Consider the following 21,938-nt stretch of genomic DNA (forward strand, 5'->3'; position numbering starts at 1 on the left):
ACGGAAGAGAATCTTCCTATAAGGCCTTCAGATGGATGCGTGCCCTGCCCTTTTCAACCCTCGGCTGTAGCCGCTACCGGCCATTGGTCGGCACGAGCCAGCAAAACCAGGGCTTCACGCACTTGTGTCGGAGTGTTGCAGGTGCTTGGGAAGGCCAGCCAGTAGACTCCCTGGCCGATACGCAGGTGCATGCCTTCGCTGTCGATGCCGACCATTTCCGCCGACGCCGTGCGAGGCAGGTCGGTCAACTCGACATAGTGGGCGATGGCATTGGCGTGATCACTGTTCATGTGATCGATCATGCTCGCTTCAGCCTTGCCGGCGAAGGGATTGGCCAGGGTGACCTGGTCGAGCCAGTGGATTGCCCCAAAGCCACCGATGTAGCGATGGCGTACCGGTTGTAGCACCCAGAAGTCGAAATCGTGGGCCTTATGGTAGTTCGCAGACTCGGGGAAGTACCGGTAATAACGTGCCGCCGCCGCTTCGATGACAGCTTCGTCGGTCAGCTTGCGCGCCTCGGCCATGACCGTCAGGCGGCCGACGGCCTGGACATCCTCGGCGTCACGCTCCCCCACCAGCAGCGAGCACTTGGGGTCTTTCTGCAGGTTGTGGGTGTGCTGGGCAATGCGGCTGATGAGGATCAGCGGATGGCCCTCGGCATCCAGGCAGTACGGGACCACCGAACCGAAAGGGTAGCCAGGCATGGACTTGGAGTGGGTCGAGAGCACGCCGCGGTATTCCTTGAGCAGCAGTTCCCGGGCGGGGCGGAGGGCGTTGGTACTCACTGGCGTGGGCTCCTGGCAACGATTCGATGGATGACAAGATAAGCATTATCACCCTGCCCTGCCACTGGGGCTTTTGTAGGAGCGGCGTTAGCCGCGATGCGAGCAACGCGGTGTCTGGCACCCGCATTGCGGGTGATCGCGGCTAAAGCCGCTCCTACAGGCGTCGTACCAGATCAATGGAAGAGGACTACCAGGTTACGCCGAACCCAGCGGTATAGCGCGTCTTGTCCAGGTCACTGTCCCGCGTGCCCTTGATCAGGTCCTTCTCGGCCTTGAGGTTGAGCGAGGCCCACTCGGTGACCTTGTAGCGCAGGCCCATCTCGGCATCGAGCGAGAAGTCGGCAACGCCGCCCAGCGGCTTGCCGAACTCGCCATTGGTGAAGAACTCGACCCGTTTGCCGATCAGGTAGCGGTTGTAATCCCACTTCACGGCGGCGGAATAGAAGTTATCCTTGCCACCGTCGCGGTATTCGAAATCGGTGCGGTTGATCAGCGAACCCAGGGAGAATGCGCCCAGTTCATCGTCCCAGAACTGGTAGCCCGGACCCGTACCGACAGTGCGCTGGCGGGCGAGGTCCTCGATCTGGTCACGCTTGTACTCCAGGCGCCCTTGCCAGAACCACTTGTCGGTGATGAAGCGGTCCAGGGCGTACTCGGCGCTCCAATTGTTGGTGGTGGTGACCTCGTCCTTGGTCTCGCGGTTGTATTCGCCTTCGGCATTGTGCCGCCAGCGGCCATGGCGGGCGGTGGTCTTGAAGCTGACGTCGTAGTCGTCGCTGTTGGTTTCAGCGCGCTTGTAGTCCATCGCCACATCAACATTGCCTTTCCACAGGAAGTCCTCGACCAGCGGCCGTGGCTTCATGATCTGCTCGATGCTGGCCAGCTCGACGATCTTGGGCGCCTCGCCGTTGGCCAGGGTCACCTTGCCCGGTTCCGCAGCCTTGAGCGACTTGGCTTTCTCGCCGTTGTAGGCGTCCTGCTTGACCAGCAGCTCCTGATCGCTCTCCAGTGTCTTGACCTGCTTCCAGTCCAGGGCAATCGAGCCGCCATAAGGGGTTTCCAGCAACAGCTTGCCGCCGTCGAAGACCTTGATCTTGCCACTGAGCCGGTCTCCGTTCTTCATCCACACGGTGTCGGCAAGCGCCGGAGCGCAGAGGGAAGCAGCGATGAGGCACAGCAGGGTTCTAGAATACATAAGCGGACTACAGGTTCGATTTGGCGAAAAAAGCCGGGCATTATCCGGATAGACACGACTTGAGCAAGGACAGACCGAGGTCATGCCGACGAGTTCAATTCCTATTAGCCGCCGCCGTTCATCCGTTTTCATCCACAGGTCAGGAGTCGTCTGATGGCCAGCGACACCCCCCTCAGCCACGAGAATGCCGAGGCCCGACGAACGGCCCTTTATTCGGTGCTGGGGCAAGTCCCTCCGGGCAAGGTGGTCAGCTATGGTCAACTCGCCGAACTGGCGGGGCTGGGCCGCGCGGCGCGCTGGGTCGGCCGCACCCTCGGGCAACTACCCGCCGACACCCGCCTGCCCTGGCATCGGGTGCTTGGCGCTGGCGGGCGGTTGAGCCTGGCCCTGGGCACGCCATCGGGCGACGAACAACGCGCCCGATTACGCGCAGAAGGCGTCAACCTGACCAATAATCGTGTGGATATGGCGCGCCATGGCTGGCGCCCGATGGAGCACAGCGGTTAGAGTGCGCGCTTTGTTTTCGCTAACTTGAGGCAGATGTTGGCCCATGCCCCGTAAAACCTGGCGCGCTGCGCTCGCTGCCTATGCCAGCCCGTCAACCTTGGTGCTTTTGCTGCTCGGATTCGCCGCCGGCCTGCCGTACATGCTGGTGTTCTCGACGCTGTCGGTGTGGTTACGCGAGGCGGGCGTGGCCCGCGAGACCATCGGCTACGCCAGCCTGATCGGCCTGGCCTATGCGTTCAAATGGGTGTGGTCGCCCCTGCTCGACCAGTGGCGCCTGCCGCTGCTGGGTGGCATGGGCCGACGTCGATCCTGGCTGCTGCTGTCGCAAGGGCTGGTGGTAGTGGGCTTGATCGGCATGGGCTTCTGCGACCCGCAAAAACACCTGTCGTGGCTGATCGCCCTTGCCGTGCTGGTGGCATTCGCTTCGGCCACCCAGGACATCGCCGTCGACGCCTACCGCCTGGAGATCGCCGACGACCAACGCCAGGCCGCCCTCGCCGCCAGCTACATGGCCGGCTACCGGGTTGCCGCGCTGCTGGCCACTGCCGGTGCGCTGTTCTTCGCCGAATGGTTCGGTTCCACGGGTTTCAGCTACCTGCACCAGGCCTGGACCGGCACCTACGTGCTGTTCGGCGTGCTGATGCTACCCGCGCTCTTCACCACCCTGGTGATGCGCGAACCACCGGTACCGCTGCGCACCCAACTGTCGGCCGCACGCTACGGGCTGATGCACCAGCTGGTGTCGGTGTTCGTGCTGATCATCCTGCTGGTGTCGGTGCCCGCCAGTTTCACCCAGATGTACAACACCGACTGGGCCAGCGTGGTGTTCGGTGACGCCACCATGCTTGACCTGCTGCTCGAGGACCGCGCCTTCCTGCGCCTGATCCTCTACGCACTGCTGACCTGGCTCTGCCTGTCGTCGATGGGGCGGCGCGGCCTGGCGCCGGTGCTCACCCCGGTCAACGACTTCATCACCCGCTACCGCTGGCAGGCCCTGCTGCTGCTCGGGCTGATCGCCACCTATCGTATGTCCGACACGGTGATGGGCGTGATGGCCAACGTGTTCTATATCGACATGGGCTTCACCAAGGACCAGATCGCCAGCGTCAGCAAGATCTTCGGCCTGATCATGACCCTGGTCGGCGCCGGCATCGGTGGCCTGCTGATTGTGCGCTTCGGTATCCTGCCGATCCTGTTCATCGGCGGCGCGGCCTCGGCGGCCACCAACATCCTGTTCCTGATGCTCGCCGACATGGGCCCGAACCTGGAGATGCTGGTGGTGACCATCTCGCTGGACAACTTCAGCTCCGGGCTGGCCACCTCGGCATTCGTCGCCTACCTGTCGAGCCTGACCAACCTGAAGTTCTCGGCCACGCAATACGCCCTGCTCAGCTCGATCATGCTGCTGTTGCCGCGCCTGATCGGCGGCTATTCAGGGGTGATGGTGGAGAAGTTCGGCTATCACGATTTCTTCCTGATCACCGCCCTGCTGGGCGTACCGACGCTGGTGCTGATCGCCTTGCACTGGCGCCAGGAGATCGGGCGGGGAAAGCCGGCACCGGTGCAGAGCCCCGCGGCTGAACAAAGCTGATCGAAAGGGGCCATGCCCCTTCGCCGGCAAGCCGGCTCCTACAGGTATCGCCTATCGGTAGGAGCCGGCTTGCCGGCGAACCAGGCCAACTCGCTTATCGTGCGACAGCCTCTTCCCCAGGCCGCCGGCCCACCACGAACCATAGCGGCCACAGCGCCAAGGCGCCCGCCACGCCAGCGCCCAGGGCAAAGTGCAGCAAGCTCGCCCCCGCCCCCAGCATCGCCAGCACGGCGCCGCCCAACCCCAGCAAGGCGATGGTGATCATCCCCAGCATCGCCGACACCAGGCCCTTGCTCTGCTCGCTGGAGAACAGCGTCATGCGGTACAGCACCGCGTTGGCAACGCCCAGGCCAAGTGCATACAGCGACATCCCGGCCACCACGCTGGGCACCGTCGGCCAGAACCAGGTCGCCAGGAGCATCAGGCCCAGGCCTGCCAGGTAAGGCAGGAGCGCCCCACGTACCAGTGCAGGCAGCGGATAGCGATCGGCAATGCGGTTGATGATCAGGTTGCCCAGGATCAGCCCACCGAACACCGGCAACTGCCACAAGGCGTACTCCATCCTGCTCAGGCCCTCGTCGGTGATCAACAGCACCGGCGACAGGCCGATCCAGCCGATCAACGGCAAGCCCACCAGCCCCAGCGCCGCGCTGCCGGCGACGAAACGGCGGTTGGTCAGCAGTTGGCCGTAACCGGCCAGCAAGGGCAGCAGGTGGATCGGCGTGAACGGCAGGCGCGAGCCGTCGCGGCGCTCCACCCCCAGGGTTTCAGGCATCAGCCGGTACAGCAGCACCCAGCACAACACCGCGCCTGCGGCAAACGCGACGAACAGCCAGCGCCAGTCCAGCCACTCCAGCAGCAAGGTACCGACCAACGGCCCCAGCAGCGGTGACAGCAGGGCGATGTTGGCCAGCAGGGCCATCATGCGCACCGCGTCGGCCTCGCTGAACGCCTCGTTCAACGCCGGGTAGCTCACCGTGACCACGAAGCCCAGGCCGATGCCCTGCAGCAGGCGCAGCAAGTTGAACAGACCGATATCGTCCGCCCAGAAAGTCGCCAGGCAGGCCACGCCGAAGAGCACGCACCCCGACAACAGCAAGGGCCGTCGGCCGAAGCGGTCGGACAGCGGGCCGATCAGCCATTGCAGGACCACGCCGCCCAGCAGGTACAGGTTCAGGGCGTGAGGGATGTATTGGGGGCTGGCCTTGAGGTCGTCGACCACCACCGGCATGGCGGGCATGACCGCGTCGCTGGCCAGATAGGTCAGCAACTCGAACAGCGCCAGGGTCAGGCCGAACAGCAAGGCGCGCAGGGGGGTGATGTACAGCAGAGGTTTCATGATGGCTATCGGGTGTGAACAGTGGAGTCAGGGTATATGCCAGATGTGGCGGACGGTTGGCTGTGAACAAGTGTAATGGGATGGAAAACAACAGGGCCGCCACGGGCCTTCGCCGGCTTGCCGGCGAAGGGGCCCGTGGCGGCCCTGACGATGAAGCGTAATTACTGAACGGCTGCTTCCTGCACCACGCGAATCACCCGTTGCGGGAACGGAATGTCGATACCTTCGGCCTTGAGCCGGTCACGGGCATGCTCGTTGAGCATGAACAGCACGTCCCAGTAATCCGGGGTCTTGACCCAGATGCGCAGCGACACGGTGATGGAGCTGTCGCCCAGCGTCGAAACCACCGCCTGCGGCGCCGGGTCCTGCAGCACGCGCGGGTCCTGGGCCAACTCCAGCAACACGTTGCGCGCTTTCTGCAGGTCGGCGTCATAGTCCACACCCACGTCGAACACGACCTTGCGGGTCGGCTGGCGGTTGGTGTTGGTGATGATGCCGTTGGACAGGCTGCCGTTGGGCATGATCACGGTCTTGTTGTCACCGGTGCGCACCACGGTGTGGAAGATCTGGATGCTGTCCACGGTACCCGCGATGCCCTGTGCCTCGATCCAGTCGCCAATGCGGAACGGGCGGAACATCAGGATCAACACACCACCGGCGAAGTTCGCCAGGCTGCCCTGCAAGGCCAGGCCAATAGCCAGGCCCGCCGCACCAATGGCCGCGACGAACGAGGTGGTCTCGATACCGATCATCGAAGCCACGCTGACCATCAGCAGCACCTTCAGCACGATATTGGCCAGGGTGCTGATGAAGCCTTGCAAGGCCGCGTCGGCGCGCAGGCCGACCAGCTTGCCCAGGCGGGCGCTGAGCTTGTTGATGATCCACCAGCCGATGGCCAGTGTCAGCAGCGCCAGCAGAAGGCGGCTGCCGTACTCCATGATCAAGGGAATCCAGGTCTGCGATTGACGGACCAGCTGATCGACTTCAGCGTTCAAATCCATATTTTTCTCCTGATGCCGAGCGGCACGTACACAGTGAAGCAGGCCGCGAAACGAAAGCGGCCTGGGCCCCGATGGACATCACTACGCCATCAAGGTTCCGGGCCGGTGCACGATCAGTCGCGGAAGTTGTTGAACTGCAGCGGCATGTCAAACTCCTTGGTGCGCAGCAGGGCGATGGCTTCCTGCAGATCGTCACGCTTCTTGCCGGTCACACGCACCTGCTCGCCCTGGATGGCCGCCTGAACCTTGAGTTTGCCATCCTTGATGGTAGCGACGATCTTCTTGGCCAGGTCCTTGTCGATGCCTTCACGGAACTTGGCTTCCTGTTTCTTTTCCTTGCCCGAGGCGTAGGGGTCCTTGGTTTCCAGGCACTTGACGTCGATCTTGCGCTTGACCAGCGCCAGGCGCAGGATTTCCAGCATCGCTTCGAGCTGGAACTCCTCCTCGGCGGTCAGCAGCACGGTCTGTTCCTTGTCCTTGAACTCGAAGGTGCCTTTGCCTTTGAGGTCATAGCGGCGATCGAGGTCCTTGATGGCGTTGTCGACAGCGTTCTGCACTTCGTGCTTGTCCAGTTCCGATACCACGTCGAACGAAGGCATGGGTGTTCTCCAGAAAAGAAAGCGCGCTCGTCTGAAGATGGAGCGCGTCGGGTTTGATGGTTAAAATGCGGACTCATTATAACGGGTTGCGAAACGCAGATGAGCAGCACCTGGCACATTCTCGGCGCCGGTAGCCTCGGTAGCCTCTGGGCCTGCCGCCTGGCACGCGCCGGCAAGGCGGTCCGCCTGGTCCTGCGCGATCCGCAGCGCCTGGCCGCCTATCAAGCCGCAGGCGGGTTGACCCTGGTCGAACAGGACCACGCCAGTCATTACGCGATTCCCGCCGAGACCGGCGATGCGCCTGGCCCGATCCATCGCCTGCTGGTCGCCTGCAAGGCCTACGACGCCGCCCCCGCTGTAGCACGGCTGGCCCCGCGCCTGGCCGATGGTGCGCACGTCGTGCTGTTGCAGAATGGCCTGGGCAGCCAGGACGAGGTGGCCGACCAGGTACCCCACGCCCGTTGCATCTTCGCCTCGAGTACTGAGGGCGCATTCCGTGAAACCGACTGGCAGGTGCGTTTTGCCGGCCAGGGTTTCAACTGGCTGGGCGACCCCGGCAACCCCGCCACACCAGGTTGGTGGGGTGACTTGGGCGATGCCGGGATCCCGGCCGAGTGGAGCGTCGACATCCTTCCCCGCCTGTGGCGCAAGCTTGCGCTCAACTGCGCGATCAACCCGCTCACCGTGCTGCATGACTGCCAGAACGGCGGCCTGCTCGGCCACCTGGCCGAAGTCGACCAGCTGTGCGACGAGCTGGCCGAACTGCTGCGCCGCTGCGGCCAGCCCAAGGCCGCCGACGACCTGCACGAGGAAGTGCAACGGGTCATCCTCGCCACTGCGGCCAACTACTCTTCCATGTACCAGGACGTTCGCCATGGCCGGCGTACCGAAGTCCACTACCTGCTTGGTCATGCCTGCCGCGCCGCTGAGCGCCATGGCGCGGCCGTACCCCGGCTGGAACGCCTGCACCAGCGCCTGGTCGATAGCCTGAAGGCTCGCGGCCTGCCCAGCGCCTGATGCCACCCACCCCAACGGAGATGGAAACCGCCTTGCCCATGACCTTGCGCCAACGCCTGGACAACCTCCCGGTCGGGCAGAAACTGCTGGCGGCCTTGCTGGTGCTGCTGGTCACCATCCTGCTGGTGGCCAACCTGGCGTTCATCAGCGCCGCCTACTGGATCACCCAGGACAGCATGGCGCCCCAGGCCCTGCAGACCATCGGCAAACTGGTGTCCAACCCGCAACTGTCCTCGCAGGCCGGGGACTCGCCAGACAACGCCAACGCACTGCTCAAGGAGCTCGACAGCTACTCGCAGCTGCGCGCCGCGGCCATCTATGCCAGTGATGGCCGCCTGCTTGCACAGCTTCAGCACGGCGACACGCTCACCCTGCCCAAGCGCTTTCGCAATATCGACGGCTGGCGGCTCATGGAGTTTCGCAGCACCCAGCTGATCCGCCTGCCCCGCGATGGCGGCCCGCCCGCGCACCTGCTACTGGTGGCCAGCAGCGAACTGCCCACCGCGTTCTATACCGGCACCCTGTCGGCCAGCCTGGCCATCCTGGTGTTCAGCGTGCTGCTGTGGCTGGTCATCGCCCGCCAGATCAAGCGCCTGATCACCCTGCCGATCAACCGCCTCGAGGAACTGACGCGCCAGGTCACCCGCGAAGAGAGCTACGCCCTGCGCGCCAAGCGCGGCAATGACGACGAGATTGGTAGCCTGGCCGAGGCGTTCAACACCATGCTCTCGCGCATCGAAGCCCGCGAGCAGCAGCTCAAGCGCACCCGTGACGAGTTCCAGTCAGCCTACGACCAGGCCCAGGGCCTGGCCGAGGAAACCCGCCACACCAACCGCAAGCTGGAACTGGAAGTCCAGGTGCGCAGCAAGATCGAGAAAAAGCTCACGGGCTTCCAGAACTACCTCAACAGCATCATCGACTCCATGCCCTCGGCGCTGATCGCCCTCGACGAGCAGCTCTATGTCACCCAGTGGAACCATGAGGCCACGGTGCTTTCCGGCACGCCCCTGGACGAAGCGCTGAACCAGCCGATCTTCCTCGCCTTCGAGCCCCTGAAGCCGTTCCTGCCGCAACTCAAGGAAAGTGTGGAGAAACACCGGGTGGCAAAGATCGAGCGGGTCACCTGGCCAAAGGATGACGACCTGCGCCACTACGCCCTGACTTTCTACCCGTTGACCGGCGGCGGCGGGCGCGGCGTGGTGATCCGTATCGACGACATCACCCAGCGCCTGTCGCTCGAAGAAATGATGGTGCAGTCGGAGAAGATGCTCTCGGTCGGCGGGCTGGCCGCAGGCATGGCCCATGAGATCAACAACCCGCTGGGGGCGATCCTGCACAACGTGCAGAACATCCGCAGGCGCCTGTCACCGGAGCTTGCACGTAACCAGGAACAGGCCGCCGAACTGGGTATCGACCTGCCAAGCGTGAACCGTTACCTGGACAGCCGCGAAGTGCCACAACTGCTCGATGGCATCCAGCAGGCCGGTGCGCGGGCGGCGAAGATCGTCACCCACATGCTCAGCTTCAGCCGCCGCAGCAACCGCCAGCTGGTGCCCTGCGAGCTGCCGGCACTGATCGACCAGGCGGTGGAGATCGCCGGCAACGACTTCGACCTGACCATCGGTTTCGACTTCAAGGGCCAGGCAATTGTCCGTCAGTTCGACCCGACGCTCGGGCCGGTGCCCTGCACTGCCAACGAGCTCGAGCAGGTGCTGCTCAACCTGCTGAAAAACGCCGCCCAGGCCATCCACCAGCGCCCGCAACCCAGCGAGCCTGGGCGGATCATCCTGCGCACCCGGCTCAACCCGCCGTGGGCGGAGATCCAGGTCGAGGACAACGGCATCGGCATGCCCGAGGGGGTGCGCAAGCGCACCTTCGAACCCTTCTTCACCACCAAGGAGATTGGCCAGGGCACGGGCCTGGGGCTGTCGGTCTCGTACTTCATCATCACCAACAACCACAAGGGGCAGATGGAGGTGCAGTCCACGCCCGGCCAGGGCACCTGCTTCACCCTGCGCCTGCCCCTCGGCCAGCCGGCCGCAAGCAAGACGGAGGCATGACATGGGCTATCGCCTGTCGAAGATCTACACCCGTACTGGCGACAAGGGTGAAACAGGACTGGGCGATGGCCGCCGGGTGCCCAAGGACCATCCCCGCATCGAGGCGATCGGCGAGGTGGACAGCCTCAACAGCCAGCTCGGGGTGCTGCTGGCGGGGCTGTCCGACGCAGGGCTGACTGAGGTGTTCGAGGTATTGGCGCCCTGTCAGCACCGCTTGTTCGACCTCGGGGGCGAGCTGGCAATGCCCAGTTATCAGGCACTGAATGTCGCGGAAGTCGAACGGCTGGAAGCGGCCATCGATCTATGGAACGAAGAATTGGGGCCGCTGAAGAACTTCATCCTGCCCAGTGGTTCGGCGTTAGTGGCCCAGGCCCATGTGTGCCGCAGCCAGGCACGGGCCGCGGAGCGGCGTTGCCAGCAGTTGAATGCCGTGGAGCCGTTGGAGGGCGTCGGGTTGGCGTACATCAACCGGCTGTCGGACCTGCTGTTCGTGGCGGCGCGAATCATCGGGCGACGTCAGGGGGTGGCCGAAGTGTTGTGGCAACCGGCTGGAAAACCACAAGCCTGAACAACTTAGCCGGTAAGCCGGCCCCTACAGGGATTGCACATGCCCGTAGGAGGCGGCTTGCCGGCGAACAGCGCAGTCAAGCCTCAGGCCAGAAAGCCCGGATCCCCGCAACACCTTGAGCTCCAGATTCCCAAGCCCGCTCTCGCTCCCCTGGCCCGACCCCACCCAGCAAGAACACCGGATGGCTGAACCCGGTGATCAACCGTTGCGCCTCATCCCACCCCAGCGGCGCGGCATCCGGGTGTGTCTGGGTCGCCTGCACCGGCGACAGGGTGACGAAGTCCACCCCCATCTGCTCGGCCAGCGCCAGTTCCTCGGCGTTGTGGCAGGATGCCGCCAGCCAGCGTTCCTTTGGGAACGGTCGGCCCTTCGCGGCATACTTGCGCAACTGCGCGGCGGTCAGGTGCCAGCCCGCCGACGGAAAGTCGCCCAGCCACTCCAACGGCCCCTTGAGCATCAGTTGTGCCTTGCCCGCGCACAGCCCGACCGCGTCCACCGCGACATCGCGGTACTTGGGGTCGTACATGTCGGGGGCGCGCAGCTGGATCAGCCTGATCCCGCTGGCTACCGCTTTCTGGATACCCTTGAGCAACTGCGGCACTTCCAGGCCATCCGGCGTGATCAGGTACTGATCAGGCAGGCGCGCTGCGGCGACGATGGGTTTGTTGGCCTCGGGGAACTCGTACTGGCCCAGGTCACGCGGCGCCACCCAGGCCAGCGGCTGGCCCTCGGCGCCGTGGGGTTCACCGATGAACGCTTCGACTTCACGCACATCCAACAGCACCTGCTTGTCTGGATAGTCGTGGCTGACCTTGATCAACGGTCGCGAGCGCGTGACCTCGATTCCCAGCTCCTCGCGCAACTCGCGGGCCAGCGCCGCCTCGAGGCCCTCGCCGTCCTCGACCTTGCCACCCGGAAACTCCCACAAGCCACCCTGGTGTTGCGTGTCGGCGCGACGGGCGATCAGGATACGGCCGTCAGTACCGCGAATGACCGCGGCAACCACATGAATCCGCTTCACCCTTCACGCTCCGCCAGGCCAGCTTTCTGCCAAGCCTGGAACGCAGGCCACTGGTAGAGGGTTTCGATGTAGGCGGCCGCCGCGGCCGGTACTTCGACGCGGTAGGTGCGCAGGCGCACGGCCACCGGGGCGAAGAAAGCATCGGCCAGGGTCGGCCGGCCGAACAGGAACGGGCCGCTGTCCTTGGCAACCAGGCGGCATTCGTTCCACAAGGCGACGATGCGGTCGATATCGACCTGCACGTCCAGTGGCACCTCATCCAGCGCCTGGTCGCGGGACAGGTCGAAAGGCATTGCTCCGCGCAAGGCGAAGAAGCCGCTGTGCATCTGCGCGCAAGCCGAACGGGCCTGGGCACGGGCGGCAACGTCCTCGGGCCAGAGCCTGGCCTCGGGGTGCTGCTCGTTGAGATATTCGGCAATGGCCAGCGAGTCGGCGATCACGCCGTGCTCGGTCTTGAGCAAGGGCACCTTGCCAGTCGCCGAGAACGCCAGGAGGCGCTGGCGAGTGTCTGGCTGGTTGAGCTTGACCAGGGTTTCTTCGTAGGGCGCGCCGGCCAGTTCGAGGGCCAGTGCGCCGCGTAGCGACCAGGAAGAGTACAGCTTGTCGCCGATGATCAGGTGATAGCTCATGATTCAGCTCCATCGGATTCGGGGTGTTGGGGCTGCGGCGCAGCCCATCGCCGGCAAGCCGGCTCCTACAAGACTTGTGGGAGCCGGCTTGCCAGCGAACTGGCCGTCACTCAGGTACGGTACTCAGCGTTGATCTTCACGTACTCGTGGGACAGGTCGGTGGTCCAGATGGTTTCGCTGCACTGGCCACGGCCCAGCTCGATGCGGATGGTGATCTCTTCCTGGGCCATCACCGCCGCGCCCTGCGCCTCGGTGTAGCTTGGGCTGCGGCCGCCCTGGCTGGCGATGCAGACGTTGTCCAGGTACACGTCGATCAGGCTGACATCCAGCGCTGGCACACCGGCACGGCCGACAGCAGCGAGGATGCGACCCCAGTTGGGGTCGGAGGCGAACAGCGCGGTCTTGATCAGCGGCGAGTGCGCCACGGCGTAGCCGACGTCCAGGCATTCCTGATGATTGCCGCCGCCGTTGACTTGCACGGTAACGAACTTGGTCGCGCCCTCGCCGTCACGGACGATGGCCTGGGCCACTTCCATGCACACCTCGAACACCGCCTTCTTCAGCGCCTCGAACAGCGCACCGCTGGCCTCGGTGACCTCAGGCACGTCGGCCTTGCCGGTGGCGATCAGCATGCAGCAGTCGTTGGTCGAGGTGTCGCCGTCGATGGTGATGCGGTTGAACGACTTGTTGGCGCCGTCGAGCATCAGGTCTTTCAGCACAGCCGGTGCGACCTTGGCGTCGGTGGCGATATACCCCAGCATGGTGGCCATGTTCGGGCGGATCATGCCGGCACCCTTGCTGATGCCAGTGACGGTGATGGTCTTGCCGCCGAACTGGAACTGGCGGCTGGCGCCCTTGGGCAGGGTGTCGGTGGTCATGATGCCGGTGGCGGCTTCAGCCCAGTTGTTTTCCGACAGGTTGTCCAAGGCGGCCTGCAGCGCCCCTTCGATCTTCTCGACTGGCAGCGGCTCGCCGATCACACCGGTAGAGAACGGCAGTACGGATTCAGCAGGTACACCGGCCAGCTCGGCCAGCTTGGCACAGGTACGCTCGGCCGCGGCCAGGCCTGGCGCGCCGGTACCGGCATTGGCGTTGCCGGTGTTGGTCAGCAGGTAGCGCACGGTGCCCTGCACGCGCTGCTTGGAGAGGATCACCGGGGCGGCGCAGAAGGCGTTCAGGGTGAACACGCCAGCAACGCTGGAGCCTTCGGCGCAGCGCATCACCACCACATCCTTGCGCCCAGGGCGCTTGATACCCGCCGAGGCGATACCGAGTTCGAAACCGGGAACCGGGTGCAGGGTGGGCAGGGGACCAAGACCAACAGCCATTAGAGCGCTCCTAGAAAATACGGTGTAGAGGATGGGGGAACAGCAGGGCCGCTTCACGCCCCCTTCGCGGCACAAGGCCGCTCCTACGAGATCGGTGCAGGAGCGGCCTTGTGTCACGAAAGGGCCGCAAAGCGGCCCCCGGTGTTGTCACGTTACAGCAGTCAGGTCAGATCACTCAATCTGACCATGGCAATGCTTGAACTTCTTGCCCGAACCGCACCAGCACGGCTCGTTGCGGCCCAGCTTCTGGTCATTGCGCACCGGTGCCGTGGCGACGGCGACTTCGGCGCCCTCCTCGCTGGCCTGCAGGTCGCTCTCCATGCCTGGAGCGGCGGCGTGCTGGAACTGCATGCGGCTAGCCAGTTCCTCGGCTTCGCGGCGTAGACGGGCTTCTTCTTCTGCCGGGTCCTCGCGACGCACCTGGACGTGCGACAGCACGCGGATGGTGTCGCGCTTGATCGACTCCAGCAACTCCTGGAACAGGGTGAACGACTCGCGCTTGTACTCCTGCTTCGGGTTCTTCTGCGCATAGCCGCGCAGGTGGATACCGTGGCGCAGGTGATCCATGGTCGACAGGTGGTCTTTCCACAGGTCGTCCAGCACACGCAGCAGGATCTGCTTCTCGAAGGTACGCAGCGCGTCCTCGCCTGCCTGGTCCTCTTTCTCGTTGTAGGCGCTGGTGATCTCGCTCAGCAGCTTCTCGCGCAGAGTTTCCTCGTAAAGCTTGTCGTCCTCGTCGAGCCACTGCTGGATCGGCAGCTTCATGGCGAAGTCGCTGGCCAGCGAGGCTTCCAGGCCGGCCACGTCCCACTGCTCAGGCAGCGATTGCGGCGGGATGTGCTGGCTGATGGTGGCATCGAGCACTTCCTGGCGGAACTCGCCGATGGTGTCGCCAATGTTCTCGGCGGCCAGCAGGCTGTTGCGCATGTGGTAGATCACTTTGCGCTGCTCGTTGGCCACGTCGTCGTATTCGAGCAGTTGCTTGCGAATATCGAAGTTGCGACCTTCGACCTTGCGCTGCGCCTTCTCGATGGCATTGGTCACCATACGGTGCTCGATGGCCTCGCCGGACTGCATGCCCAGCGCCTTCATGAAGTTCTTCACCCGGTCAGAGGCGAAGATGCGCATCAGGCTGTCTTCCAGCGACAGGTAGAAGCGGCTGGAACCAGCATCGCCCTGACGGCCGGCACGGCCACGCAGCTGGTTGTCGATACGGCGGGACTCGTGGCGCTCGGAAGCGATCACGTGCAGGCCACCGGCCTCCAGCACCTGCTGGTGACGTTTCTGCCAGTCGGCCTTGATCTGCGCGATCTGCTCTGGGGTCGGATTGTCCAGGGCTGCTACTTCAGCTTCCCAGTTACCGCCCAGCAGGATGTCCGTACCACGGCCGGCCATGTTGGTGGCGATGGTGAGCGCCCCCGGGGCACCGGCCTGGGCGATGATCTCGGCTTCCTTCTCGTGGTACTTGGCGTTCAGTACCTTGTGGTCGATCCCTTCCTTCTTGAGCAGGTTGGACATGTGCTCGGAGGTTTCGATGGTCGCGGTACCGACCAGCACTGGGCGGCCCAGGGCCATGCTTTCCTTGATGTCGGCGATGATCGCCGCGTACTTCTCGTCGGCAGTCAAGTACACCAGGTCGTTGAAGTCCTTGCGGGCCAACGGCTTGTTCGGTGGGATGACCATCACGTTGAGGTTGTAGATCTGGGCGAACTCGAACGCCTCGGTGTCGGCAGTACCGGTCATGCCCGACAGTTTTGTATAGAGGCGGAAGTAGTTTTGGAAGGTGGTCGAGGCCAGGGTCTGGCTTTCGGCCTGGATGTTCAGGTTTTCCTTCGCCTCGATGGCCTGGTGCAGGCCTTCGGACAGGCGGCGGCCCGGCATGGTGCGGCCGGTGTGCTCGTCGATCAGGAGGATCTGGCCGTCCTGGACAATGTACTCGACGTTGCGGTGGAACAGTTTGTGCGCGCGCAGACCGGCGTAGACGTGCGTCAGCAGGCCGAGGTTGTGCGCCGAATACAGGCTCTCGCCTTCGGCCAGCAGGCCCGATTGCGTCAGCATGTCCTCGATGAACTGGTGGCCGGCCTCGTTCAGCTCGACCTGGCGGCTCTTCTCGTCGATGGTGTAGTGACCCTCTTGAGTCACCTGGCCTTCGACTTCCTCGATGTGTTGCGTCAGGCGCGGGATCAGGCGGTTGATCTCGATGTACAGCTTGGAGCTGTCCTCGGCCTGGCCGGAGATGATCAGCGGGGTACGCGCTTCGTCGATGAGGATGGAGTCGACTTCGTCGATCACGGCGAAGTTCAGCTCGCGCTGGAACTTCTCGTCCTGGCTGAACGCCATGTTGTCGCGCAAATAGTCGAAACCGAATTCGTTGTTGGTGCCGTAGGTGATGTCGGCGGCATAGGCGGCGCGCTTCTCTTCAGGCGGCTGGAAGGCCGAGACGATACCGACGGTCAAACCAAGGAATTCGTAGAGCGGACGCATCCAGTTGGCGTCGCGGCGGGCCAGGTAGTCGTTCACCGTGACCACGTGCACGCCCTTGCCGGACAGCGCGTTCAGATAAACGGCCAGGGTACCGACCAAGGTCTTGCCTTCACCGGTGCGCATTTCTGCGATCATGCCTTCGTGCAGGGTCATGCCGCCGATCAGCTGGACGTCGAAGTGGCGCATGCCCATCACGCGCTTGCCGGCCTCACGGGCCACGGCGAAGGCTTCAGGCAACAGCTGGTCCAGTGATTCGCCTTTGGCCAGGCGCTCCTTGAACTCTGCGGTCTTGCCCCGCAGTTGCTCGTCGGAGAGGGCCACCATCTTCTCTTCGAAGGCATTGACGGTGCTCACCGTCTTGAGCATGCGTTTGATTTCACGCTCGTTCTTGCTTCCAAAAAGTTTTTTTAACAAAGGCGCAAACATATCGGCAGGATCTTCCACACGTAGGGATGGAGGGCGGCCCCATGAGTCGCCCGTGCAGCCCTGAGGCCGCATGCGAACGAGCATTCTACCCGGAAACGATGGTGAGGAAAGTGGTGGATTTCCACGATGCTGGCACAGCGCTTTTAGGGGGCCTGACTAACATAGGGGCTTTTCGCGCAAGTTCAAGGTACGGGAAGATGAAACGTATCGAGAATGACTTGCATCAATCTCTGAGTGCCGTCGGCGCCTGCAGGTACGGCTCCAACCTCGAGAAGGCACGATTTTCCCGCAAAGAGGCCAGCGCAAGGGCATCTGTTAGACTGTCGGTCTTGTAACCACCTGTGTACCCCCATGGCCTACAAACCCTCACCTGCCCGCCCGCCCGCCGCCTTGCTGCGCCAGGCTCGCCCGCTGCGCCTGCTGCTCAACCAGGCCGAACGCCTGGAACACCTGCAGCGCCTGCTGGAAAGCCAGCTGCAACCGGCAGCCCGCGAGCACTGCCATGTGGCGTCCTGGAAAGAGGGCACCTTGTTGCTGGTGGTTACCGATGGCCACTGGGCGACCCGTCTGCGCTACCAGCAAAAGCGCCTGCAGCGCCAGCTGCAAGCCATGGAAGCCTTCGCCAACCTGTCACGTATCCTGTTCAAGGTGCAACCGCCCTTGGTACCTGCCAAGCGTGGAGGTCAAGGGCCGGAGCTGTCGGAGCATGCCGCCGAGAGCATCCGCGGATCGGCTGACGGGATCAGTGATCCGAAGTTGCGGGCGGCACTGGAACGGCTGGCCGCGCACGCACAGTCCAAGGTTTGACCCTGTACGAGCGGCCTTAGCCGCGAAGCAAGCGACGCGTTGCATGGCACCGGCTACGCCGGTGTTCGCGGCTGAAACCGCTCCTGCAGGCCTGCGCATGCGGCCAATAAAAAAGGCCACCCGAAGGTGGCCTCAATCACTAGAGAGAGTGTTCGAACTTACACGGCCGCAACAGGGCGCATGTACGAGATCGGTGCCGTGCTGGCATCTTCGAAAAACACCACTTCCCAGGCATCTGTTTCTGCGATCAACTTGCGCAGCAACTGGTTGTTCAACGAGTGGCCGGACTTGTAGCCCTTGAACTCGCCGATCAGGCTGTTGCCCAGCAGGTAGAGGTCACCAATGGCATCGAGGATCTTGTGCTTGACGAATTCGTCTTCGGAACGAAGACCGTCTTCGTTGAGCACGCCAGTCTCGTCGACCACAATGGCGTTCTCGACGCTGCCGCCGAGCGCAAGGTTATGCTTGCGCAGGTACTCGATGTCTCGCATGAACCCGAAAGTCCGTGCGCGGCTGACTTCTTTCACGAACGAAGTGCTGGAGAAGTCTACAGACGCGCTCTGGGTCTGGCCCTTGAGGACCGGGTGATCGAAGTCGATCTCGAAGCTCACCTTGAACCCGTCGAACGGCAGGAAAGTGGCGCGCTTGTCGCCGTCTTCCACTGTCACTTCGCGCAGGATGCGGATGAACTTCTTCGGTGCGTCCTGTTCTTCCAGGCCGGCCGATTGGATCAGGAATACGAAGGGTCCGGCGCTGCCATCCATGATCGGCACTTCCGAGGCGGAGAGCTCGACGTAGGCGTTATCGATGCCCAGGCCCGCCATGGCGGAAAGCAGGTGCTCGACCGTATCGACCTTGACGTCACCGTTGACCAGTGTGGTGGACATGGTGGTCTCACCGACATTGGCCGCGCGCGCCGGGATTTCCACGACGGGAGAAAGGTCGGCGCGACGGAAGACGATGCCGGTGTCGACAGGCGCAGGCTTGAGGGTCAGGTAGACCTTCTCCCCGGAGTGCAGGCCGACGCCCGTGGCACGGATGGTATTCTTCAGGGTGCGTTGTCTAATCATGGCATTGGCCGCTTCAGCGCAAATTGCGAACAGGTATCAACAAAGGCTGGGGATAATAACAGACCCGGCCTTTGCTGAACACCAATCACCCTAATACCCCTGATAAATTCCATCAATCGGCCTGACGACGCAGGAACGCCGGGATATCCAGGTAGTCCAGATCATCCTGAGGGTTGAGTTTAGCTGCCGCCGCGGCACCCGCATGCGCCTGGTTGCGCATCACGGTCGGACGCTCCAGGTCACGGTAGTTCACCGCCGACTGCTCCTGGCGAACCGGGGCCGGGTTGGAAGCCTCGTACACCTGCTGAGCGGTCTGCAGGGTGTTGTCGACTACCTTGACCGGTTTCTCGATGCGCGCGCCCAGGCCAGTGGCCACAACGGTCACGTGCAGTTCGTCACGCATGTCCGGATCAATCACGGTACCGACCTTGACCATCGCGTGGTCGGAGGCGAAGGCCTCGATGATGCTACCCACGTCGGAGTACTCACCCAGCGACAGGTCCGGGCCTGCGGTGATGTTCACCAGGATGCCGCGGGCGCCCTGCAGGTTGACGTCTTCGAGCAGTGGGTTGCGGATTGCCGCCTCGGTGGCCTCGCGGGCACGGTTCGGGCCGCTGGCGCAGCCAGTACCCATCATCGCCATGCCCATCTCGCCCATCACGGTGCGCACGTCGGCGAAGTCGACGTTGATCATGCCAGGGCGCTTGATGATGTCGGAGATACCGCGCACGGCACCTGCCAGTACATCGTCAGCCTTGGCGAAGGCGGACAGCAGGCTCGCATCCTTGCCCAGGATGGTCAGCAGCTTCTCGTTGGGGATGGTGATCAACGAGTCGACGCTCTCGGCCAGCATGCGGATGCCTTCGTCGGCGATCTGCATGCGCTTGCGGCCCTCGAACGGGAACGGACGGGTCACCACCGCAACGGTGAGGATGCCCATTTCCTTCGCCACTTCGGCGATGATCGGTGCCGCGCCGGTGCCGGTACCGCCACCCATGCCAGTGGTGATGAACACCATGTTGGTGCCCTGCAGCACTTCGGCGATGCGCTCACGGTCTTCCAGCGCGGCCTGACGGCCGACTTCCGGATTGGCACCCGCGCCCAGGCCCTTGGTCACGCCGGTACCCAGTTGCAGGATGGTGCGCGCGCCAATGTTCTTCAGCGCCTGGGCATCGGTGTTGGCGCAGATGAACTCCACGCCCTCGATGTTGCTCTTGACCATGTGGTTGACCGCGTTGCCGCCGCCACCACCGACGCCGATCACCTTGATGACCGGACTTTGCGGGACGTTGTCTACGAGCTCGAACATTTTCCCTCTCCTTACAGTTCTCTAGTTGTTGCGCCTACCACTACTGCTTTGAAACTTAGAAGTTGCCCTGGACCCAACGCTTGAGTCGTTCAAGCACCGGGGCCTTCGGTTCATCGCCATAGCTGTTGTTGCTGCTGTTGCTGATACCGGTCAGGGACGGGTCCTCGGACTGCTTCTGCAGGCCGTAGGTGAGCAGGCCCACGCCGGTGGAATAGATCGGGTTGCGCACCACGTCGCTCAGCCCCCGAACGCTGTGCGGCACGCCCAGGCGTACCGGCATGTGGAAGATCTCTTCGGCCAGTTCCACGGCGCCTTCCATCTTCGCGGTGCCGCCGGTGAGGACGATACCGGCCGGCACCAGGTCTTCGAAGCCGCTACGACGCAGCTCGGCCTGGATCAGGGTGAACAACTCGTCGTAACGCGGTTCCACGACTTCAGCCAGGGCCTGGCGCGACAACTCGCGCGGCGGACGGTCGCCGACGCTCGGCACTTTGATCGTTTCACCGGCGCCGGCCAACTTGGCCAGGGCGCAGGCGTAGCGGATCTTGATTTCCTCGGCGTACTGCGTGGGGGTGCGCAGGGCCATGGCGATGTCGTTGGTGACCTGGTCGCCGGCGATCGGGATCACCGCGGTGTGGCGGATCGCGCCTTCGGTGAAGATGGCGATGTCGGTGGTACCACCACCGATGTCCACCAGGCACACGCCCAGCTCTTTCTCATCGTCGGTCAGCACCGAGTAGGCCGAGGCCAGTTGCTCGAGGATGATGTCGTCGATTTCCAGGCCGCAGCGACGCACGCACTTCTCGATGTTCTGCGCGGCGTTGACCGCACAGGTGACCACGTGGACCTTGGCTTCCAGGCGCACGCCCGACATGCCCAGTGGCTCGCGCACGCCTTCCTGGTTGTCGATCACATAGTCCTGCGGCAGGGTGTGCAGCACCCGCTGGTCGGCCGGAATTGCCACGGCCTGGGCGGCGTCGAGCACGCGCTCGAGGTCGGCGGTGCTGACTTCGCGGTCACGGATGGCGACGATACCGTGGGAGTTCAGGCTGCGAATGTGATTGCCGGCCACGCCGACGAACGCCGAATGGATACGGCAGCCGGCCATCAGCTGGGCCTCTTCCACGGCGCGCTGGATCGACTGCACGGTCGACTCGATGTTCACCACCACGCCCTTCTTCAGGCCGCGCGATGGGTGGGTGCCGATACCCACGATCTCCAGGGTACCGTCCTCGCCGACCTCACCCACCAGCGCCACCACCTTGGAGGTGCCGATGTCCAGCCCGACGATCATTTTGCCGCTATGCGCGTTTGCCATGGTCCTGCCTCTCTCTAATTCTTCGCAACGGCGGGTTGGGCCGTCGTCGGTGCATTCGGTTCCCGCCAGCCAACGGCAAGTCCATTGGCGTAACGCAGATCGATGCGGGCGATATTGGTGATCTGGTCTTTAAGCGTTTTGTCGTAAATGGCAATGAAACGGCGCATCTTCTCCACCAGATGGTCGCGCCCCAACAGCAACTCGATGCCCGGCCCGGCACTACCCGCACCGGTGGTCAGGAACCAGCTGCCTCGCTCGCGCAGCTCCAGGCGAGCGATGGAAAAGCCCATGGGGCGCAGCATCTGGCTCAATACCTGATACTGCTGCATGACTTGTTGCTGAGCGCGCTGCGGCCCGAACAGCTGCGGCAGGTGCTCGTAGTTGGCCAACTCACGCGGGGTGAAGGCCTGGCCCTGATTGTTGAGCAAGGCCTCGTCACCCCAGCGTGCCACCGGCAACTGTTCCTCCAGACGGATCACCACCTCGTCCGGCCAGACCCGACGCACTTCGGCGTGGGCGATCCATGGCATCTGCTCCAGTTCCACGCGCATCGCTGCCAGGTCGACGGTAAAGAAGCTTGCCGCCACATAGGGCGCGATCCGTTGCTGCACCGCCTGCTGGCTGATGTAGCTAAGGTCGCCCTGCACGGCGATCTTGGTGATTGGGCGATCGGCGTAAGGCATCAGGCGAATGGCGCCTTCATAAGCGCCAAAGCCCGCCGCAACCAGCAGCACCGGCCACAGCAGGCGCTTGAAGCCACCAAAACTAGGGCGAGGCAGGCGCGCCGATACGGGCTCGTCGGCCACCAGTCGGCTGGCGCCACGCGGCACCGGCTTGCTACGACCGGTAACGGGTTGCTGCTGACGTACCATTGCGCCTTGCAT

The 21,938-nt window shown here is 63.6% G+C and carries 19 protein-coding genes; 6 read left to right on the plus strand and 13 right to left on the minus strand.

The window, feature by feature from the left end; genetic code table 11:
• Positions 1-53 precede the first annotated feature (53 nt).
• Together IM733_RS14460 and IM733_RS14465 are read right to left on the minus strand one after the other, a co-directional pair.
• Positions 54-785, minus strand: coding sequence for a HugZ family protein (locus IM733_RS14460; protein ID WP_248917303.1), 732 nt, complete (start codon positions 783-785; stop codon positions 54-56).
• A gap of 187 nt (positions 786-972) precedes the next feature.
• Positions 973-1,980 carry a DUF481 domain-containing protein gene (locus IM733_RS14465; protein ID WP_248917304.1) on the minus strand — a complete coding sequence of 336 codons (1,008 nt, stop codon included), beginning with the start codon at positions 1,978-1,980 and terminating at the stop codon, positions 973-975.
• A 153-nt stretch (positions 1,981-2,133) separates the two neighbouring features.
• Here IM733_RS14465 and IM733_RS14470 point away from each other — a divergent pair, with 153 nt between their 5' ends.
• Both IM733_RS14470 and IM733_RS14475 read left to right on the plus strand, forming a co-directional pair.
• Complete coding sequence (locus IM733_RS14470) at positions 2,134-2,487, plus strand: MGMT family protein (protein WP_248917305.1); 354 nt, start codon at positions 2,134-2,136, stop codon at positions 2,485-2,487.
• Positions 2,488-2,530: 43 nt separating this feature from the next.
• Positions 2,531-4,078 carry an AmpG family muropeptide MFS transporter gene (locus IM733_RS14475; RefSeq protein ID WP_248917306.1) on the plus strand — a complete coding sequence of 516 codons (1,548 nt, stop codon included), beginning with the start codon at positions 2,531-2,533 and terminating at the stop codon, positions 4,076-4,078.
• A 94-nt stretch (positions 4,079-4,172) separates the two neighbouring features.
• Here the strand turns inward: IM733_RS14475 and IM733_RS14480 are convergent, their stop codons facing one another.
• From IM733_RS14480 to IM733_RS14490, 3 genes are all read right to left on the minus strand, one after another.
• Positions 4,173-5,417, minus strand: a complete 1,245-nt coding sequence (locus tag IM733_RS14480) for an MFS transporter (protein WP_248917307.1) — start codon at positions 5,415-5,417, stop codon at positions 4,173-4,175.
• Positions 5,418-5,578: 161 nt separating this feature from the next.
• A complete protein-coding gene (locus IM733_RS14485; RefSeq protein WP_248917308.1) occupies positions 5,579-6,418 on the minus strand; it encodes a mechanosensitive ion channel family protein in 840 nt (279 codons plus the stop codon).
• A gap of 113 nt (positions 6,419-6,531) precedes the next feature.
• Positions 6,532-7,017 (minus strand): YajQ family cyclic di-GMP-binding protein, encoded by a 486-nt coding sequence (locus IM733_RS14490; RefSeq protein WP_011535522.1) that lies wholly within the window; start codon positions 7,015-7,017, stop codon positions 6,532-6,534.
• 99 nt (positions 7,018-7,116) lie between these two features.
• Here IM733_RS14490 and IM733_RS14495 point away from each other — a divergent pair, with 99 nt between their 5' ends.
• From IM733_RS14495 to IM733_RS14505, 3 genes are read left to right on the plus strand one after another with little or no spacing between them, the layout of a single operon-like run.
• Positions 7,117-8,034, plus strand: a complete 918-nt coding sequence (locus tag IM733_RS14495; protein ID WP_248917309.1) for a putative 2-dehydropantoate 2-reductase — start codon at positions 7,117-7,119, stop codon at positions 8,032-8,034.
• A 38-nt stretch (positions 8,035-8,072) separates the two neighbouring features.
• Positions 8,073-10,094, plus strand: a complete 2,022-nt coding sequence (locus IM733_RS14500) for an ATP-binding protein (RefSeq protein WP_248917310.1) — start codon at positions 8,073-8,075, stop codon at positions 10,092-10,094.
• Between the two features lies 1 nt (position 10,095).
• Complete coding sequence (locus IM733_RS14505) at positions 10,096-10,662, plus strand: cob(I)yrinic acid a,c-diamide adenosyltransferase (protein ID WP_248917311.1); 567 nt, start codon at positions 10,096-10,098, stop codon at positions 10,660-10,662.
• A gap of 76 nt (positions 10,663-10,738) precedes the next feature.
• On the opposite strand, the gene IM733_RS14510 is transcribed toward IM733_RS14505, so the two are convergent.
• The 4 genes from IM733_RS14510 to secA form a co-directional block, all read right to left on the minus strand.
• Entirely contained in the window at positions 10,739-11,683 is a 945-nt protein-coding gene (locus IM733_RS14510) for a Nudix family hydrolase (RefSeq protein ID WP_248917312.1), read from the minus strand.
• Positions 11,680-12,312 carry a glutathione S-transferase family protein gene (locus IM733_RS14515; RefSeq protein ID WP_248917313.1) on the minus strand — a complete coding sequence of 211 codons (633 nt, stop codon included), beginning with the start codon at positions 12,310-12,312 and terminating at the stop codon, positions 11,680-11,682. The genes IM733_RS14510 and IM733_RS14515 overlap by 4 nt, the downstream gene beginning before the upstream one ends.
• A 110-nt stretch (positions 12,313-12,422) precedes the next feature.
• Positions 12,423-13,640 carry a bifunctional glutamate N-acetyltransferase/amino-acid acetyltransferase ArgJ gene (gene argJ, locus IM733_RS14520; RefSeq protein ID WP_248917314.1) on the minus strand — a complete coding sequence of 406 codons (1,218 nt, stop codon included), beginning with the start codon at positions 13,638-13,640 and terminating at the stop codon, positions 12,423-12,425.
• 171 nt (positions 13,641-13,811) lie between these two features.
• On the minus strand, positions 13,812-16,550 hold the full coding sequence (secA, locus tag IM733_RS14525; protein WP_248917315.1) for a preprotein translocase subunit SecA: 2,739 nt from the start codon (positions 16,548-16,550) through the stop codon (positions 13,812-13,814).
• Positions 16,551-16,901: 351 nt separating this feature from the next.
• On the opposite strand from secA, the gene IM733_RS14530 reads away from it, so the two are divergent.
• A complete protein-coding gene (locus IM733_RS14530) occupies positions 16,902-17,357 on the plus strand; it encodes a DUF721 domain-containing protein (protein ID WP_248917316.1) in 456 nt (151 codons plus the stop codon).
• Positions 17,358-17,515: 158 nt separating this feature from the next.
• Here the strand turns inward: IM733_RS14530 and lpxC are convergent, their stop codons facing one another.
• From lpxC to IM733_RS14550, 4 genes are all read right to left on the minus strand, one after another.
• A complete protein-coding gene (gene lpxC / locus IM733_RS14535) occupies positions 17,516-18,427 on the minus strand; it encodes a UDP-3-O-acyl-N-acetylglucosamine deacetylase (protein ID WP_011535531.1) in 912 nt (303 codons plus the stop codon).
• 112 nt (positions 18,428-18,539) lie between these two features.
• A complete protein-coding gene (gene ftsZ, locus IM733_RS14540; RefSeq protein WP_011535532.1) occupies positions 18,540-19,736 on the minus strand; it encodes a cell division protein FtsZ in 1,197 nt (398 codons plus the stop codon).
• Positions 19,737-19,791: 55 nt separating this feature from the next.
• Positions 19,792-21,054 (minus strand): cell division protein FtsA, encoded by a 1,263-nt coding sequence (ftsA, locus tag IM733_RS14545; RefSeq protein WP_011535533.1) that lies wholly within the window; start codon positions 21,052-21,054, stop codon positions 19,792-19,794.
• A gap of 14 nt (positions 21,055-21,068) precedes the next feature.
• Positions 21,069-21,938 carry a cell division protein FtsQ/DivIB gene (locus tag IM733_RS14550; RefSeq protein ID WP_011535534.1) on the minus strand — a complete coding sequence of 290 codons (870 nt, stop codon included), beginning with the start codon at positions 21,936-21,938 and terminating at the stop codon, positions 21,069-21,071.

Source organism: Pseudomonas entomophila (genome assembly GCF_023277925.1).
Taxonomy (GTDB): Bacteria; Pseudomonadota; Gammaproteobacteria; order Pseudomonadales; family Pseudomonadaceae; genus Aquipseudomonas; species Aquipseudomonas entomophila_D.